The sequence below is a fragment of the Pseudomonas sp. T8 genome (assembly GCF_024610635.1).
In the GTDB taxonomy this organism is placed as follows: domain Bacteria; phylum Pseudomonadota; class Gammaproteobacteria; order Pseudomonadales; family Pseudomonadaceae; genus Aquipseudomonas; species Aquipseudomonas chlororaphis_I.
This window is the reverse complement of sequence record NZ_CP102374.1, coordinates 3,907,994-3,922,807: the sequence shown is the minus strand read 5'-3', so window position 1 is coordinate 3,922,807 and position 14,814 is coordinate 3,907,994. Positions and strand designations below refer to the sequence as shown.

The window sequence follows — 14,814 nt, the reverse complement described above, 5'->3', positions numbered from 1 at the left end:
ATGACCACTTTGCACAGCACCCCGCGCGCCGACGGCTTCTACATGCCAGCCGAGTGGGCGACGCAGACCCAGACCTGGATGATCTGGCCCGAGCGCCCGGACAACTGGCGCCTGGGCGGCAAGCCGGCGCAAGCCGCGCATGTAGCGGTGGCCAAAGCCATCGCCCGCTTCGAACCGGTGACCGTGGCGGTCTCCGCGGGCCAGTATGAAAACGCCCGGGCCCGCCTGGACGTGCCGAATATCCGCCTGGTGGAGATGTCCAGCGACGACGCCTGGGTCCGGGATACCGGCCCGACCTTCGTCATCAACGACAAGGGCGAAGTCCGTGGCGTGAACTGGGATTTCAACGCCTGGGGCGGTTTCGACGGCGGCCTGTATTCGCCGTGGAACCGTGACGCGCAGGTGGGCGGCAAGATCCTCGAGATCGAGCGCAGCCCGCGTTACCGCACCGAGGGCTTCGTGCTCGAAGGCGGCTCGATTCACGTCGACGGCGAAGGCACGGTGATCACCACCGAAGAGTGCCTGCTCAACCGCAATCGCAACCCGCACCTGAACCGTGCCGAGATCGAAGCGGTGCTCAGCGCCAACCTGGCGGTGGATAAGGTCATCTGGCTGCCGGACGGCCTGTACAACGACGAAACCGACGGCCATGTGGATAACTTCTGCTGCTACGTGCGCCCGGGCGAAGTGCTGCTGGCCTGGACCGACGACCCGCAGGACCCGAACTACCCACGCTGCCAGGCAGCACTGAAAGTGCTGCAAGACAGCACCGACGCCAAGGGTCGCCCGTTCACCGTGCACAAGATGCCGATTCCGGGGCCGTTGTATGCGACCGAAGAAGAGTGCGCGGGCGTCGACCCGGTGGACGGCACCCAGGAGCGTAATCCGTCGGTGCGCCTGGCCGGTTCCTATGTGAACTTCCTGATCGTCAACGGCGGCATCATCGCCCCGAGTTTCGACGACCCTCTGGATGCCCAGGCCAAGGAGATTCTGCAGAACCTGTTCCCGCAGCACGAAGTGGTGATGGTGCCGGGTCGCGAGTTGTTACTGGGGGGCGGAAATATCCATTGCCTTACCCAACAGCAACCGGCGCCGCACAAGGTTTGAGTGTTGTTGTAACAGCCTGTGACGCCTGATTGACGGGTTGTTACATGGATCCAATCCGGCGTCGCCCGGCAAGCCCGCAGCCCTGATGGACTGCGGGTTTTTTTGTATCCGAAAGCCAGCAATCACGGGACCTTGGCATAGCTCTTGTATCCCTCGCGAGGTCACTCTGAGGCCGGTGGAACTGCGATGTTCTGTCATAAACCTTGGATAAGTTAGCCGCTCACAAACCGGGAGAGAGCGCTGGAGATGAATAGGGTCAGCGAGCGGACTTCACATCCCTTGGCAATGAATAACGAATCGCTTCAGGTTCTGGCGCAATGGTTGAAGTCCAATGGAACGCGACAGGTCCGGGAAGCCGACCCGCGTCGGATGATCCTCGATCGTTACCCTGCTGGTTTGTTCAGCGAGGCGGAACTCGAAGCGTTGTGGGATGTGTTGGAAGGATAAGCAAACAACGGATTGGTAAAAGCGCTGCCCTGATGGCAGCGCTTTTTTTTGCGCGAATGTAGCCGCTGCCGCAGGCTGCGATAGGTCCGAAGGACCTCAAGCGGGCTCAAGAGCGGCGCCCGCTTCGCGGTCGATCGCAGCCTCGCGGTGCTCGGCAGCGGCTACAGGGTGTAATCCGATACTTCGGTGCATGCGATCGTGTGTAGCCGCTGCCGCAGGCTGCGATAGGTCCGAAGGACCTCCAGCGGGCTCAAGAGCAGCGCCCGCTTCGCGGTCGATCGCAGCCTCGCGGTGCTCGGCAGCGGCTACAGGGTGCAATCCGATAGTTCGGTACACGCGATCGGTGTAGCCGCTGCCGCAGGCTGCGATAGGTCCGAAGGACCTCCAGCGAGCTCAAGAGCAGCGCCCGCTTCGCGGTCGATCGCAGCCTCGCGGTGCTCGGCAGCGGCTACAGGGTGCAATCCGATAGTACGGTACACGCGATCGTGTGTAGCCGCTGCCGCAGGCTGCGATCGGCCGCGCAGCGGACGCCAGGCCGCCACTGCGCTCAGGCGATGGCTGGCCGCATCCATGGCTGCGTTTTAGAAGCTGTAGGTACCGGTCACCACCAGGCTGCGCGGGTCGCCGAACTGGATCTGCCCGGCGCTGGTAGCCGAGGAGTAGTAAGTGCGGTCGCTGATGTTGTTCAGCGCGGCCCGCAGGTCCCAGTCCTTCTGCCGGAAGCCGGCCAGGGCGTCCCAGCGGCCATAGCCCGGAAGCATCACGGTATTGGCGTTGTCGGCATAACGATCACCCACCAGGGTCAGGCCGGTCTCGGCGTACCAGCCCATTTCCGGTTTCCAGGTCACGAACAGGCTGCCGTTGCGTTTGGCCACGTTGTTCACCCGGTTACCTTCGTCACCGTTATTGCTCTTGACCACAGTCGCGTCCTGCAGGCCGATGCCACCGCGTATCGACCAGTTGCCGACGATCTTGCCGGCCGCGGTCAGTTCCACGCCGCGTGAGCGCTGCAGGCCGGTCAGCAGGATCACGTTCGGGTCTTCCACGCTGCGGCTGCGGCGGTTGTAGAGCTCCAGCTCATAGACCGCCAGGGTGGTGCTGAAGCGGTCGTCGAGCCAGTCGCTCTTGACCCCGATTTCCTTCTGCCGGGTACGCTCGGGGCTCAGGTCGTTGGTGTTGCCGTTGGCGTTCGGGGTGATGCCGATCAGGCCACCGCCGACGGGGGAGAAGCTCTTGCTCCAGGAGGCGTAGAAGGAATGGTTCTCCAGCGGAGTCCAGACCACACCCAGGCGCGGGCTGGTGCTGTGACTGTCGCGGTCGTCCTTGCGATCCAGAAGCTTGTTGTGGGTCTCGACGTTGAAGTTGTCGTAGCGCAGGCCGGCGAGCACTTGCCACTGATCGTTCAGGCGCAGCTGGTCCTGGACATAGACGGCGCGGCTTTCCACCTCGCTGTGGTTGTAACTGGACGCCACCATTTTCCCGGTATGGCGCAGGTTTTTATCCGGGTTGAACGGGTCCAGGGACGGCACGGCCTGGCCACCGGCGCTGACCGCCGCTGCGGTGTAGAGCTTCGGATCGCGTCGCTGGCTGCCCAGCTCGACACCCGTCAGCAGTCGGTGTTCGAGGCCGAAGGTATCGAAGGTGCCTTCGACTTCGAGGTTGTTGTAAATGTTGCGGGTGTTCAGGTCCTGCTGCCAGCGCTGGCGGTTCACCCGCTTGGTGCGGCTGTCGTAGCCGGTCTGGTAGGTGTTGTCGAAATCGCTGTTGAGCTTGAACAGGCTCAGGGTATGGCGCAGTTGCCAGTTGTCGTTCAGCTCGTAGCTGAGCTTGGAACGCAGGGACTGGGACTTGTCGTCGATGTAGTCGCGCTTGTCGCCGTAAGTGGTGTCGCGGCTCACGTCCGCCGGGCGCCCGTCGATCCCCGGGATGCCGCGGTCCGGCGTGCGGTTGTAGCGGCTGTATTCGTACTGCACCAGCCAGTTCAGGTCCGGGGTCAGCTGCCAGCTCATGGACGGCGCGAACAGCTGGCGACTGCCACTGACGCCGTCGCGGAAGCTGTTGTTGTCCTGGTTGCCCATGTTCAGGCGCAGGCTGATGTTCTCGCTGGGGTCGGCGCTGAGGTCGGCATACAGGCTGCGCAGGTCTTCGCTGCCGCCTTTGACTTCGACGCTGGAGTGGCGGCCGAACTGCGGCAGCTTGCTCACCCGGTTGACGATCCCGCCCTGGCTGCCACGGCCGTAAAGCACCGCCGCCGGGCCCTTGAGCACCTCGATACGCTCGATGTTGTGCAGGTCGCGCACGTACTGGCTGTCGTCACGGACGCCGTCGAGGTAGAAGTCGTTGCTGGCGTCGAAGCCGCGAATGCGCAGGCTGTCGAAGCGAGTGTCGGCGCCGCTGCTGACGTTGGGAATGCCGCTCAGGGCCGTGCCCAGATCGTTGATGCCGTAGTCCAGCACGTTGCTGGTCTTCACCGAGTCGATGGCTTGCGGCACATAGCGCACCGGCGTGGCGGTGCGGGTCGCGGTGCTGACTTCCTTGACCCGTGGATCGTCGGCATCGACTTCTGCGCTGATGGCGGTGGCTGGCAGGGTGGTCGGGGCGGCGCAGGTGAAACCGGCCGTCAGCGAGGCGCAAAAGCCAAGGGTGAGGGGAGTCAGGCGGAAGGGGGCAGGCATGGAAAAACGCATCCAGAAGGGTGAAGGAAACAGTGGTCGCGAATGGTAATGCTTGCTATTTACTTTCGTTAATTATTCTTGGAAAGTTCCCCGGGCGGATTGTTTCAATTTGTGTCTTGATTGAAATGAAGTGGATACACGGCCGATTCGACCGATTCCCGAAACAGACTAAAAGCCATTCCAGCGTTTTTTCCTGTGGGCCACGGGCATAGTCTGCCGCCATCGAATTTATCGGCCTTTGTCCCGGAGCCTTGCATGTCGGCAGCGACCCTTCATTACATCTACGATCCTTTGTGCGGCTGGTGCTACGGCGCCAAGCCGCTGGTGCAGGCGGCCCAGGCGGTGCTGCCGGTGGTGGCCCATGGCGGCGGCATGATGACCGGGCGCAACTGCCAGCAGGTTTCGCCGCAACTGCGCGACTACGTCATGCCCCATGACCGGCGCATTGCCGAATACACCGGGCAGCCGTTCGGCGAGGCCTACTTCGAAGGGTTGCTGCGCGATCATTCGGCGGTCTTCGATTCGGCCCCGCCGATCGCCGCGGCCCTGGCGGCGCAGGCGCTCGCCGGGCGCGGCCTGGAATTGCTCGGACGCTTGCAGACGGCGCATTACGTCGAAGGGCGACGCATCGCCGATGTCGACGTACTGTTGGAGCTCGCCGAAGGCCTGGGCTTTGAGCGCGGCGAGTTCGAGGAAGCCTTCGAATACTCCGCGGCGAATAGCCTGGACGAGCACATCAAGGCCAGCCGCGCCTTGTTGGCCCGGGTCGGTGGCCAGGGTTTTCCGACCCTGGTGCTGGAACAGGACGGTCAGTTCAGGCTGATCGATATCAGCCCCTGGCTGGGCAAGCCGCAGGCGTTCGCCGACTGGCTGAGCGAGGCCTTCGGTACGCCTGAGGTCGAGCTTTCACCGAGTCTGCAGGCCTGTGGCCTGGACGGTTGCGCCCTTTGAACCACCCACTTATTGACGGAGTCACCCATGGATAACCTGGCACTGATCAAAAGCACCTACGAAGGCGCCAACTCCCAGGAGAACGCGAAAAACACCGCCGCCGCCCTGGCCGCCGATGCGCGCTGGACCGAGGCGGCAGGCTTTCCCTACGCCGGCACCTACATCGGTTTTGATGCCGTGGTGGAGAATGTCTTCAAGCGCCTGGCCACCGAATGGGAAGGCTTTGCCTTCACCGTCGAGAACTATGTGGCCCAGGGCGACAAGGTGTTCGCCTACGGCAATTACAGCGGCGTCTATAAAGCCACGGGCAAACCGCTGAATGCCCGCGTGGCCCATTTGTGGACCCTCAAGGATGGCAAGGTCACGCACTTCGAACAGTTCGTCGACAGCCATACCGTGCAACTGGCCATCAAGGATCGTTAAGTTCTTAGACGATTTTCGCCTATTTTCAGACGATTCTTGAAATTGACACACTGTTCGGGGCGCAGATAGGATTCGCGCCAACGCCTGTGGCCAACGGCCATAACATTCAAATAATAAAAGGCCCGCCGCGACTCTTCGTGGGCGGGTCTTTTTGTTCTGGCCTGAAAAAAGAGCGCTTAAGCGCCGTTTCCAAGGAGCACCACAGCGCGTCATCAACCCGTAATAAGGAAAATAAAATGTTGAACAAGCGGATCGGTCTGATCGCACTGGGGATTCTGAGCAGTACTCAAGTTATGGCTAACGACCAGGCTGAGTCCAAGGGTTTTGTCGAAGACAGCAGCCTGAAAATCCTGCTGCGCAACGCCTACATCAATCGCGACAAGAAAAACGGTAACGATGACCAGCGCGAGTGGGGTCAAGCGGCCATTGGTACCTTCTCGTCGGGCTTCACCCAAGGCACCGTGGGCGTGGGCGTCGACGCCTTCGGCCTGTACGGCCTGCGCCTGGATAAAGGCAGCCACAGCGGCGGCCAGGGCATCGACTTCTTCAAGCCAAGCGAAGGCGGCAACAAGAGCCCGGCAGGCGACCTGGCCAAGGCCGGCGCCGCGGTCAAATTCCGCCTGTCCAACACCGTCCTGACCTACGGCGACCAGATGCCGGCCCTGCCGGTGCTGAGCTACGACAATGGCCGTCTGCTGCCGGAAAGCTACACCGGTACCCTGATCACCTCCAAAGAGATCAAGGGCCTGGAGCTGAACGCCGGTCGTTTCACCGCCGAATCGCGTAAAAGCGCCGAAGGCCGTGACAGCGGTGGCCTGAAGTCGATCAACGTATTGGGCGGCAGCTACCAGTTCACCGAACAGTTCAAGGGCTCGCTGTACGCTTCCGACGTCGAAGACGTGCTGAAGAAGCAGTACGTGAACCTGAACTACGTGTTCCCGCTGGCCACCGATCAGTCCCTGACCTTCGACTTCAACGGCTATCGCACCAAGCTGGACAAGTCCTACGCCGAGTTCAAAGAAGCAGGCGGCCAGGACAACAAGATCTGGAGCCTGGCAGCCACCTACGCCACCGGCCCGCACTCCTTCACCCTGGCGCACCAGCGCAGCACCGGCGACAGCAACCTGGGCTACGCCTACGGCGGCTACCAGAAAGAGCAGCACCGCGTGGGCGATGGCGGCAACACCATCTACCTGGCCAACTCCTACTGGTCCGACTTCAACGCTGAAGACGAGCGCAGCTGGCAGCTGGGCTACGGTCTGGACTTCGGCGCCTTTGGCGTACCGGGCCTGACCTACAACCTGGCTTACGTGCGTGGTGACAACATCACCTCCACCAACAGCGAGGGCCACACCACCACTGGCGGCACCGAGCGCGAAATTTTCAACCAGTTCAAGTACGTGGTCCAGAGCGGCCCGGCCAAGGACCTGAGTGTCAAGGTTCGTAGCTCGATCCTGCGCGTATCGCAGAAATCCGCCGGCTACAACGACAGCGGTAACGAACTGCGTGTGTTCGTCGACTACCCGATCAACGTGTTCTGATGAATGCCTGATCGCGGCCTGATACCAGGCCAGCAATAGAAAAAGCCCCGACTGGTTCGGGGCTTTTTTGTGGGTGTTACCCCGTCCTGAATAGCACCGCGGCTCCCTGTAGCCGCTGCCGCCAGGCTGCGATCGGGCGCGAAGCGGTTGTTGCTCAGTCCGAGTTGATCACCAATCGACGGGTTATTGCGCCTGAAAGCTCTGCAGATAAGCCAGCAGATTATCGATCTTCTCCTGATCGCTCAGCCCCCAGAAAATCATCCGCGTACCAGGCACCACCGCCTTCGGATCTTCCAGGTAGGCCACCAGCTTGTCGCGGGTCCAGACGATGCCGGACGACTTCATCGCATCGGAGTACTGATAGTCCGCCACGCTCCCCGCCGTGCGCCCGAAAATGCCATTGAGCTGCGGCCCGAAAGAGCTGCGCACCGAAGGCCCGATATTGTGGCAGCCGCCGCAAATGCGCTTGAACAGCTTGCCACCGGCCTCGGCATCGCCCACTGCTTCTGCCTGGGCGTGGAGCGACAGCAGGCTGAGCATCAGGGTCAAGGTCAGGGCGGCGGTTCTTTTCATGTTCGGCTCCGGATCGGGTGTGGCTTGTGGCAAAAGCGGGGGGCTATTTGAGCATGGTTGGCGGGTGTTGGGGATGGCCATCAGGGGAAAGGGACGTGGTGGTGCCACAGCTCCCTGGCTCGGTGTCGCGTAGGGACCCGGCGCCGCACGTCCGTTGGGGCGCACTATACTTTTCAGAAGATTTGCCCCGGGGATAGAGGCAATGTTCCAGCAGGCTTGGGAGGAGGGTTAGGCATCGGTGTGGCGCTGCGGTTGGGCGACGTTGCGTTTGCACGGCCACAGAACAACCGGCACGGGATGACGAGAAAATGGCGATAGCAATCATCTTGGTTCTAGTCGTTGTCGCTTCAGTGCTGTTTCACCTGCTTGCTCCCTGGCAGATGACGCCGGCGGCCTCCAACTGGGGGTCGATAGACACCACGCTGCTGATCACCCTGGTCATCACCGGCATCTTTTTCATCGCCATCACGGTATTCATGGCCATCGCCGTGATTCGCTTCCGTCATCGGGAAGGTGTCCGGGCGCACTACCAGCCGGAAAGCAAGAAGCTGGAAGGGTGGCTGGTCATCCTCACCTCGCTGGGCATCATCGGCATGCTGGCGCCTGGCCTTGTGGTCTACAACGATTTCGTCCAGGTGCCGCAAGAGGCTACCCAGCTCGAAGTGGTTGCCCAGCAGTGGCAGTGGGCTTTTCGCTTTCCCGGACAGGACGGAAAACTCGGCAAGGCGGATGTCAAATGGATCGATCCCGGCAATCCTTTCGGTCTTGATCGCAATGACCCTGCGGGGCAGGACGATGTGCTGGTCATGAACAATGAAGTGCGCCTGCCCATCGATCGGCCGGTAAAAGTCCTGCTGCGGGCAAAGGATGTTCTGCACGATTTCTATGTTCCGCAGATGCGCGCAAAGATGGATATGGTGCCGGGCATGGTGTCCCACTTCTGGTTTACCCCGACCCGGCTCGGCAAGTTTGAAGTGCTGTGCGCCGAGTACTGTGGCCTGGGGCATTTCAATATGCGCGGCCATCTGATTGTCGAGGAGCAGGGCGCTTTCGACCAATGGTTCGCCAGCCAGCCGACCTTTGCCCAGACGCTGACGAGCGTCGCCACGCCAAGCCGGGACAGCCTGCTGGAAAAAGGTCGCCAACTGGTGGAAAGCCATGGCTGCCGCGCCTGCCATAGCCAGGACGGCAGCACCAGCCTGGGCCCGGGCTGGAAGGACCTGTACGGCCGCTCGGAACCGCTGGCCGATGGCAGCAGCGTCCAGGTCGACGAGGCCTACCTCAAGGAGTCGATTCTTAAGCCGCAGGCCAGGCTGGTCCAGGGATTCCCGCCGGTCATGGTGGCCTATACTTTCACCCAGGATGACCTGGCCGCCGTGGTGGCCTTCATCAAGTCGCTGAGTGCCGCGGGGCAGAACGAGCAAGGCCCTGCGGGCGCACAGGATGAGCTGGCGGCGCAGGGACAACGGCTGGCCGAATCGCTGGGTTGCCTGGCCTGCCACAGTGTCGATGGCAGCCAGGGTATCGGCCCGAGCTGGCAGGGTTTGTACGGCAAGACGGAAACCCTGGCCGATGGTTCTCAGATCAAGGTCGATGAGGGCTACCTGAAGGATTCCGTGCGCCAACCTGGCGCTGCGATCGTCAAGGGTTATGCCGCAGTGATGCCGACCTTTACCCCCAATGACAAGGAACTGGACGCTCTGATCGCCTTCATCAAGTCGAAAGCTGCTGTCGACGCGGATGCCGGCAAGGTGGAATCGGGCAAGTCGCCGTAAATAGCCGGAAATGCTCCGAAACTTAGCGGAGGATGACCTGATGGCTTATGTCGAGCACGCAGAAACAGAAGTCCTGCACGAACCGAAGAGCTTCTTCACGCGCTATATCTGGAGCCAGGACCACAAGGTCATCGCTATCCAGTATTCCTTGACGGCGATATCCGTGGGGCTCGTCGCCCTGGTGCTGTCCGGCCTGATGCGCATGCAGATCGGCTTTCCCGGCAGCCTCGAGTTCATGGATGCCAGCACCTATTACCAGGCGATGACCATGCACGGCATGATCATGGTCATCTACCTGCTGACGGCGCTGTTCCTGGGCGGCTTCGGCAACTATCTGATTCCGCTGATGGTTGGCGCCCGGGACATGGTCTTCCCCTACGTCAACATGCTGAGCTTCTGGTTCTACCTGCTCTCGGTCCTGGTGCTGCTTTCCAGCTTCTTCGTCCCGGGCGGGCCCACCGGGGCGGGCTGGACACTCTATCCGCCGCAATCGATCACCCAGGGCACCCCGGGAACCGAATGGGGCATCGTGTTGATGCTGGTGTCGCTGGCGATCTTCATCGTCGCCGCCACCATGGGCGGGCTGAACTACGTGACCACGGTGCTGCAGGCCCGCACTCGCGGCATGACACTGTTTCGCATGCCGCTCTCCGTCTGGGGCATCTTCATGGCCTCGATCCTGGCCCTGCTGGCCTTTCCCGCCTTGTTCGTCAGCGCCGTGATGATGCTGTTCGACAAGCTGCTGGGCACCAGCTTCTTCATGCCGGCGGTGATCTCGATGGGGCAGCAGCTCGCGCACCAGGGCGGCAGCCCGATACTGTTCCAGCACCTGTTCTGGTTCTTCGGCCATCCGGAGGTCTACATCGTCGCCCTCCCGGCGTTCGGCCTGGTCTCCGACCTGATCAGCACCCATGCGCGCAAGAACATCTTCGGTTACCGCATGATGGTGTGGGCCATCGTCGCCATCGGCGTGTTGAGCTTCGTGGTCTGGGCGCACCACATGTACGTCAGTGGGATGAACCCGTACTTCGGCTTCTTTTTCGCCGCCACCACCTTGATCATCGCCGTGCCGACCGCGCTGAAAGTCTACAACTGGGTGCTGACCCTGTGGCATGGCGACATCCACCTGACGGTGCCGATGCTGTTCGCCCTGGCCTTTATCGTCACCTTCCTGGTCGGTGGTCTTACCGGCTTGTTTCTCGGCAACGTGATTGTGGATATCCCGCTGTCGGACACCTACTTCGTGGTGGCCCACTTCCATATGGTCATGGGGGTGGCGCCGATCCTGGTGATATTTGGCGCCATCTATCACTGGTTTCCGAAGATCACCGGGCGCCTGATGAACGACACCCTGGGCAAGCTGCATTTCTGGATAACCTTCCTGGGGACCTACTGCATCTACTTCCCCATGCACTACCTGGGGCTGCTGGGCATGCCCCGGCGCTATTACGCCTGGCAGAACTACGACTTCATCCCGCAATCGGCGCAGCAACTGAATGCGTTCATCACCGTTGTCGCGCTGACGGTCGGGGTATGCCAGCTGCTGTTCCTCTTCAACCTGGCCTGGAGTGCCTTCAAAGGCAAGCCGGCAGGCCCGAACCCATGGGGGGCGGCCAGCCTGGAGTGGCAGACGCCGGACACCCCGCCCGTCCATGGCAACTGGGGGCCGGAGCTGCCGGTGGTGCACCGTTGGGCCTATGACTACAGCGTGCCCGGGATAGAGCAGGACTTCGTGCCGCAGACGGTCTCTGCCCAGGAGCTGGAGCAGATGAGGCAGCGCTGTGTGGAAGCCAGGGCCGCGAGCGAAAGACCATGAACGGGCCGCTATTGAAAAACACCGACAGCGCCGGCGCCGGAGGCCGTTGGAGCCAGCCCCCAGGCAGCTCTCGGGTGCCAGGCTTCGATAGGGCGAAAGCCGCAAAAGTGGGCCTGCGCGTGTTCCTGGGGGCGGTGACCTCGTTGTTCCTGCTGTTCCTGCTGGCCTTTATCGCGCGTTCGCAAATGGTCGACTGGCAGCCGCTGACCGACCCGTTGGCGCCGCTGGCCAGTGCCCGGCAACTCTGGCTGAACACGATCCTGCTGGTGCTGGGCAGTATCAGCCTGCAGTGGGCGCGACTGGCCGCCCGGCGGGGCGGGTTGAGCGGGACCCGCCTCGGCTTCACCCTGGGCGGCGTCTTTGCGATCGCCTTTATCGGGGGGCAACTCTGGGTCTGGAAGCAGTTCGTCGACTGGGGTTATTTCGTCTCCGCTAATCCGGCCAACAGCTTTTTCTATCTGCTGACCGGCGTGCACGGGCTGCATCTGCTGGGAGGCCTGGTGGCCTGGGGCACCGTCGGCGCCCGGTTCCTGCGACGGGTTGCGCTGTCGCAACTGGCCTCCAGCGTGGAGCTCTGCGCGATCTATTGGCATTACCTGCTGGGGCTCTGGATCGTCCTCTTCTTCCTGCTGACCAGCACGCCGGAAACCTATCAAGCCATCGCCGCGTTCTGCGGCCTGAGGTGAAGCCATGGCATTGCCCTCAGCAACCCCTCCGGAAGATCCCGTCCCGCCCCCACCCGATACGCTGGTAGCGGGGTGGAAGAGCATCGCCACCGACTGGGCCTCGGATCAGGATGTGTTCAAGCGGGTGCCCTGGGGCAAGGCGATGATGTGGATCTTCCTGCTCAGCGACACCTTCATCTTCACCTGCTTCCTGACCGGCTACATGTCGGTGCGCATGAGTGCCACCGCCCCCTGGCCGAACCCCAGCGAAGTGTTCGCCCTGACCATCGGTGGCGTTGAAATCCCGTTGATCCTGATCGCCATCATGACCTTCGTGCTGATCAGCAGCAGCGGCACCATGGCCATGGCCGTGAACTTCGCCTATCGCCGTGTACGCGGCAAATGCGCGGCCCTGATGCTGGCTACCGCGGCCTTCGGGGCGACCTTTGTCAGCATGCAGGCGTTCGAGTGGAGCAAGCTTATCGCCGAAGGCGTACGCCCCTGGTCGAACCCCATGGGCGCCGCGCAATTCGGTGCCAGCTTTTTCATGATCACCGGTTTCCACGGGCTGCATGTATCGATCGGCGTCATTTACCTGTGCATCGTCGCCTTCAAGGTATTGCGCGGTGACTACGAGCGCTCCGGCAACTATCAGATCGTCGAGATCGCCGGGCTGTACTGGCACTTCGTGGACCTGGTGTGGGTATTTATCTTCGCTTTCTTCTACTTATGGTGAGCCCGCAGAGGAGTACCGGCGATGGCACATGCACAAGGTCAACAGCATCCAGTGAGCTTGTACCTGAAGATCTGGGGGCTGTTGTTCGTACTCAGTACCCTGTCCTACCTGGTCGACTACTTTCACTTCCAGGGCTACTTCAGGTGGTCGCTGATCCTGGTGCTCATGCTGTTGAAGGCGGGCCTGATCGTTTCCATTTTCATGCACATGGCGTGGGAACGCCTGGCGATGGTCTACGCCATACTCGTCCCGCCTTTGTGCCTGCTGGTGCTGGTGGGCCTGATGGCAGCCGAGGCGGACTACGTGTTTTCCACCCGGGGGATTTTCCTCGGGCAATGACCGGCTTCCGCCTCCGGCGTTCAACGGCGTTCTATATCGTTCGCTTGAACTGATGCCACTTCTGCAGCCAGGCCACTATCCAGTGAGGGGCTGCTGCGCCGGTTCCGGCGATCTGTAGCTGTGGGTGATGGCTGATGACCCGATCCAGGACTGCTTCCTGAGCGGGTTCCACATCCACGAAGAAGATGTGCTCGCCGTCCCTTACCGTCTTTTTCAAATTGCTGAAGTGGGCATTGGGCACCTGGATACCGAAGAAGCCACCTTCCCAGATACAGAAGCCTAGGATCACGATCGCCAGGAAGATGAACGGCACCCAGCCTGCCGCGGACTCGGTCCAACCTGCCAGATAGGCACCGAGCAGTACCAATGCCGCGAGCGGTATGCCAATGACCGCGCCAATCTCGCCGGAGTGAACGACATCCTGCTTCATGAGTGAGTTCACATCATGCAGGTGATGCTGCTCCACATCCGCATCCCGGTCGCTGAGCACATGAATCTGCTCGGTGCTGATACCGCTGGCTTCCAGTTCGCTTTCAACGGTTTCCAGCTCGTCGAGATTATCGCTGATGTAAAAGTGTCGGTTCATGAGTCACCTCCTACTTCATCGTCGCAGAGGCCCCCATTTTTTCTGCAGTCGTTATCTGAAATTCCAGATCGTTTTCGTGTCGCTCTGGATAACACCGCACGCTTGTCGCTAGCTAAAAAAGTATAGCACCACCCTCCGCAACGCCTTGCCGGCCGGGGGCTGCGGGCACATAGGGCAATCCGAGGGGGAGTCCTTCTGTTCGATGGCAGGCGAAGTGGGTATTAGCAGTCGGTGCCCGCTGTCTCGGGAGGCAGGGACATTAGCCCAGAAACAACAAAGCCCTCGCATCGTTGCGAGGGCTTTGTTTTGTAGGGTGCCACGCCGGGAGTCGCAGCCAGACACTGCTTATGCAGTGTCTGCCTCAGCGCTCACCTGGCGATTTGTTACTTGCTCAGTTTGACCGCCAGTTGTGCCACGTACTGGCCCTGGTGACGGGCGATGTCCAATTCACGAGCATCAGGCTGGCGAGAGCCGTCACCACCGGCAATGGTGGATGCGCCATAAGGCGTGCCACCGCCGACACTGGAAGTGTCGAACAAGGCTGGCGAGCTATAACCGATGGGCACAATGATCATGCCGTGGTGAGCCAGGGTGGTCCACGTGGAGGCAATGGTCATTTCCTGGCCACCACCCGTACCTGTCGAGGTGAATACACTGGCGAGCTTGCCAACCAGCCCGCCCTTGGCCCACAGCCCGCCGGTCTGGTCGAGGAAGTTGCGCATCTGGCCCGACATATTGCCGAAGCGGGTCGGGGTACCCAGGATGATTGCGTCGTAGTCGCCCAGCTCGCCTGGTGTGGCCACCGGAGCGCTCTGATCCACTTTCCCATGGGCAGCCTTGAAGGCTTCCGGGTCCATGGTTTCGGGTACGCGTTTGAGAGTGACCTCGACTCCGGGAACGCTCCGGGCACCTTCCGACACGCTCTGGGCCATTGTTTCGATATGACCGTACATCGAATGATAAAGAACCAATACCTTAGCCATGCGTACTTCCTCTTGAGGTGTGTTTTGAGCTGACTGACTGCCTGTTAAATAGGCGATCAGATTAGTTATCCATCCCACCGTTTCACCCTGCATCTGCGTGAGTCGTGGCGCATGATCGATCTAATTGGCTTCTGTGAATATGAGAAAATATCGAACGGGATGTTCGAGAAAATTGATCGTTGTAAAACAACGATGAC

General features: G+C 61.2%; 14 protein-coding genes. 10 read left to right on the top strand and 4 right to left on the bottom strand.

Translation table 11 applies throughout. From position 1 onward, the window contains the following. On the top strand, positions 1-1,107 hold the full coding sequence (aguA, locus tag NRG23_RS17600; RefSeq protein WP_038630379.1) for an agmatine deiminase: 1,107 nt from the start codon (positions 1-3) through the stop codon (positions 1,105-1,107). A 246-nt stretch (positions 1,108-1,353) separates the two neighbouring features. Beyond that, positions 1,354-1,554, top strand: a complete 201-nt coding sequence (locus NRG23_RS17595) for a hypothetical protein (RefSeq protein WP_038630380.1) — start codon at positions 1,354-1,356, stop codon at positions 1,552-1,554. Between the two features lie 581 nt (positions 1,555-2,135). Here the strand turns inward: NRG23_RS17595 and NRG23_RS17590 are convergent. Then, the gene (locus NRG23_RS17590; RefSeq protein WP_124301047.1) at positions 2,136-4,229 is read right to left on the bottom strand and encodes a TonB-dependent siderophore receptor; all 2,094 of its coding nucleotides are present in this window, start codon (positions 4,227-4,229) and stop codon (positions 2,136-2,138) included. A gap of 255 nt (positions 4,230-4,484) precedes the next feature. Here NRG23_RS17590 and NRG23_RS17585 point away from each other — a divergent pair, with 255 nt between their 5' ends. The 3 genes from NRG23_RS17585 (at position 4,485) to NRG23_RS17575 (ending at position 7,144) form a co-directional block, all read left to right on the top strand. Continuing rightward, entirely contained in the window at positions 4,485-5,180 is a 696-nt protein-coding gene (locus NRG23_RS17585) for a DsbA family protein (protein ID WP_257371473.1), read from the top strand. Positions 5,181-5,207: 27 nt separating this feature from the next. Beyond that, the gene (locus NRG23_RS17580; RefSeq protein ID WP_009046492.1) at positions 5,208-5,603 is read left to right on the top strand and encodes a nuclear transport factor 2 family protein; all 396 of its coding nucleotides are present in this window, start codon (positions 5,208-5,210) and stop codon (positions 5,601-5,603) included. 236 nt (positions 5,604-5,839) lie between these two features. Beyond that, a complete protein-coding gene (locus tag NRG23_RS17575) occupies positions 5,840-7,144 on the top strand; it encodes an OprD family porin (protein ID WP_016702585.1) in 1,305 nt (434 codons plus the stop codon). 183 nt (positions 7,145-7,327) lie between these two features. Here the strand turns inward: NRG23_RS17575 and NRG23_RS17570 are convergent, their stop codons facing one another. Next, a complete protein-coding gene (locus NRG23_RS17570; protein WP_038582947.1) occupies positions 7,328-7,717 on the bottom strand; it encodes a cytochrome c family protein in 390 nt (129 codons plus the stop codon). A 308-nt stretch (positions 7,718-8,025) separates the two neighbouring features. On the opposite strand from NRG23_RS17570, the gene NRG23_RS17565 reads away from it, so the two are divergent. The 5 genes from NRG23_RS17565 to NRG23_RS17545 are packed head-to-tail and all read left to right on the top strand — an operon-like array spanning position 8,026 to position 13,048. Beyond that, the gene (locus NRG23_RS17565; protein WP_150084979.1) at positions 8,026-9,492 is read left to right on the top strand and encodes a cytochrome c oxidase subunit II; all 1,467 of its coding nucleotides are present in this window, start codon (positions 8,026-8,028) and stop codon (positions 9,490-9,492) included. Between the two features lie 40 nt (positions 9,493-9,532). After that, a complete protein-coding gene (gene ctaD / locus NRG23_RS17560; protein WP_016702588.1) occupies positions 9,533-11,308 on the top strand; it encodes a cytochrome c oxidase subunit I in 1,776 nt (591 codons plus the stop codon). Further along, positions 11,305-11,994: a cytochrome c oxidase subunit 3 gene (locus NRG23_RS17555; RefSeq protein WP_257371472.1), complete on the top strand. Its 690-nt coding sequence runs from the start codon at positions 11,305-11,307 to the stop codon at positions 11,992-11,994. The genes ctaD and NRG23_RS17555 overlap by 4 nt, the downstream gene beginning before the upstream one ends. 4 nt (positions 11,995-11,998) lie before the next feature. Continuing rightward, positions 11,999-12,709: a heme-copper oxidase subunit III family protein gene (locus NRG23_RS17550; RefSeq protein ID WP_029526346.1), complete on the top strand. Its 711-nt coding sequence runs from the start codon at positions 11,999-12,001 to the stop codon at positions 12,707-12,709. A gap of 21 nt (positions 12,710-12,730) precedes the next feature. Further along, positions 12,731-13,048 (top strand): cytochrome C oxidase subunit IV family protein, encoded by a 318-nt coding sequence (locus tag NRG23_RS17545; RefSeq protein WP_016702591.1) that lies wholly within the window; start codon positions 12,731-12,733, stop codon positions 13,046-13,048. Positions 13,049-13,079: 31 nt separating this feature from the next. Here NRG23_RS17545 and NRG23_RS17540 read toward each other — a convergent pair whose 3' ends face one another. Then, positions 13,080-13,634 carry an NAD/FAD-utilizing enzyme apparently involved in cell division gene (locus NRG23_RS17540; RefSeq protein ID WP_081362947.1) on the bottom strand — a complete coding sequence of 185 codons (555 nt, stop codon included), beginning with the start codon at positions 13,632-13,634 and terminating at the stop codon, positions 13,080-13,082. Positions 13,635-14,017: 383 nt separating this feature from the next. Beyond that, positions 14,018-14,617, bottom strand: coding sequence for an NAD(P)H:quinone oxidoreductase (gene wrbA, locus NRG23_RS17535; RefSeq protein WP_009046501.1), 600 nt, complete (start codon positions 14,615-14,617; stop codon positions 14,018-14,020). Positions 14,618-14,814: the final 197 nt, after the last annotated feature.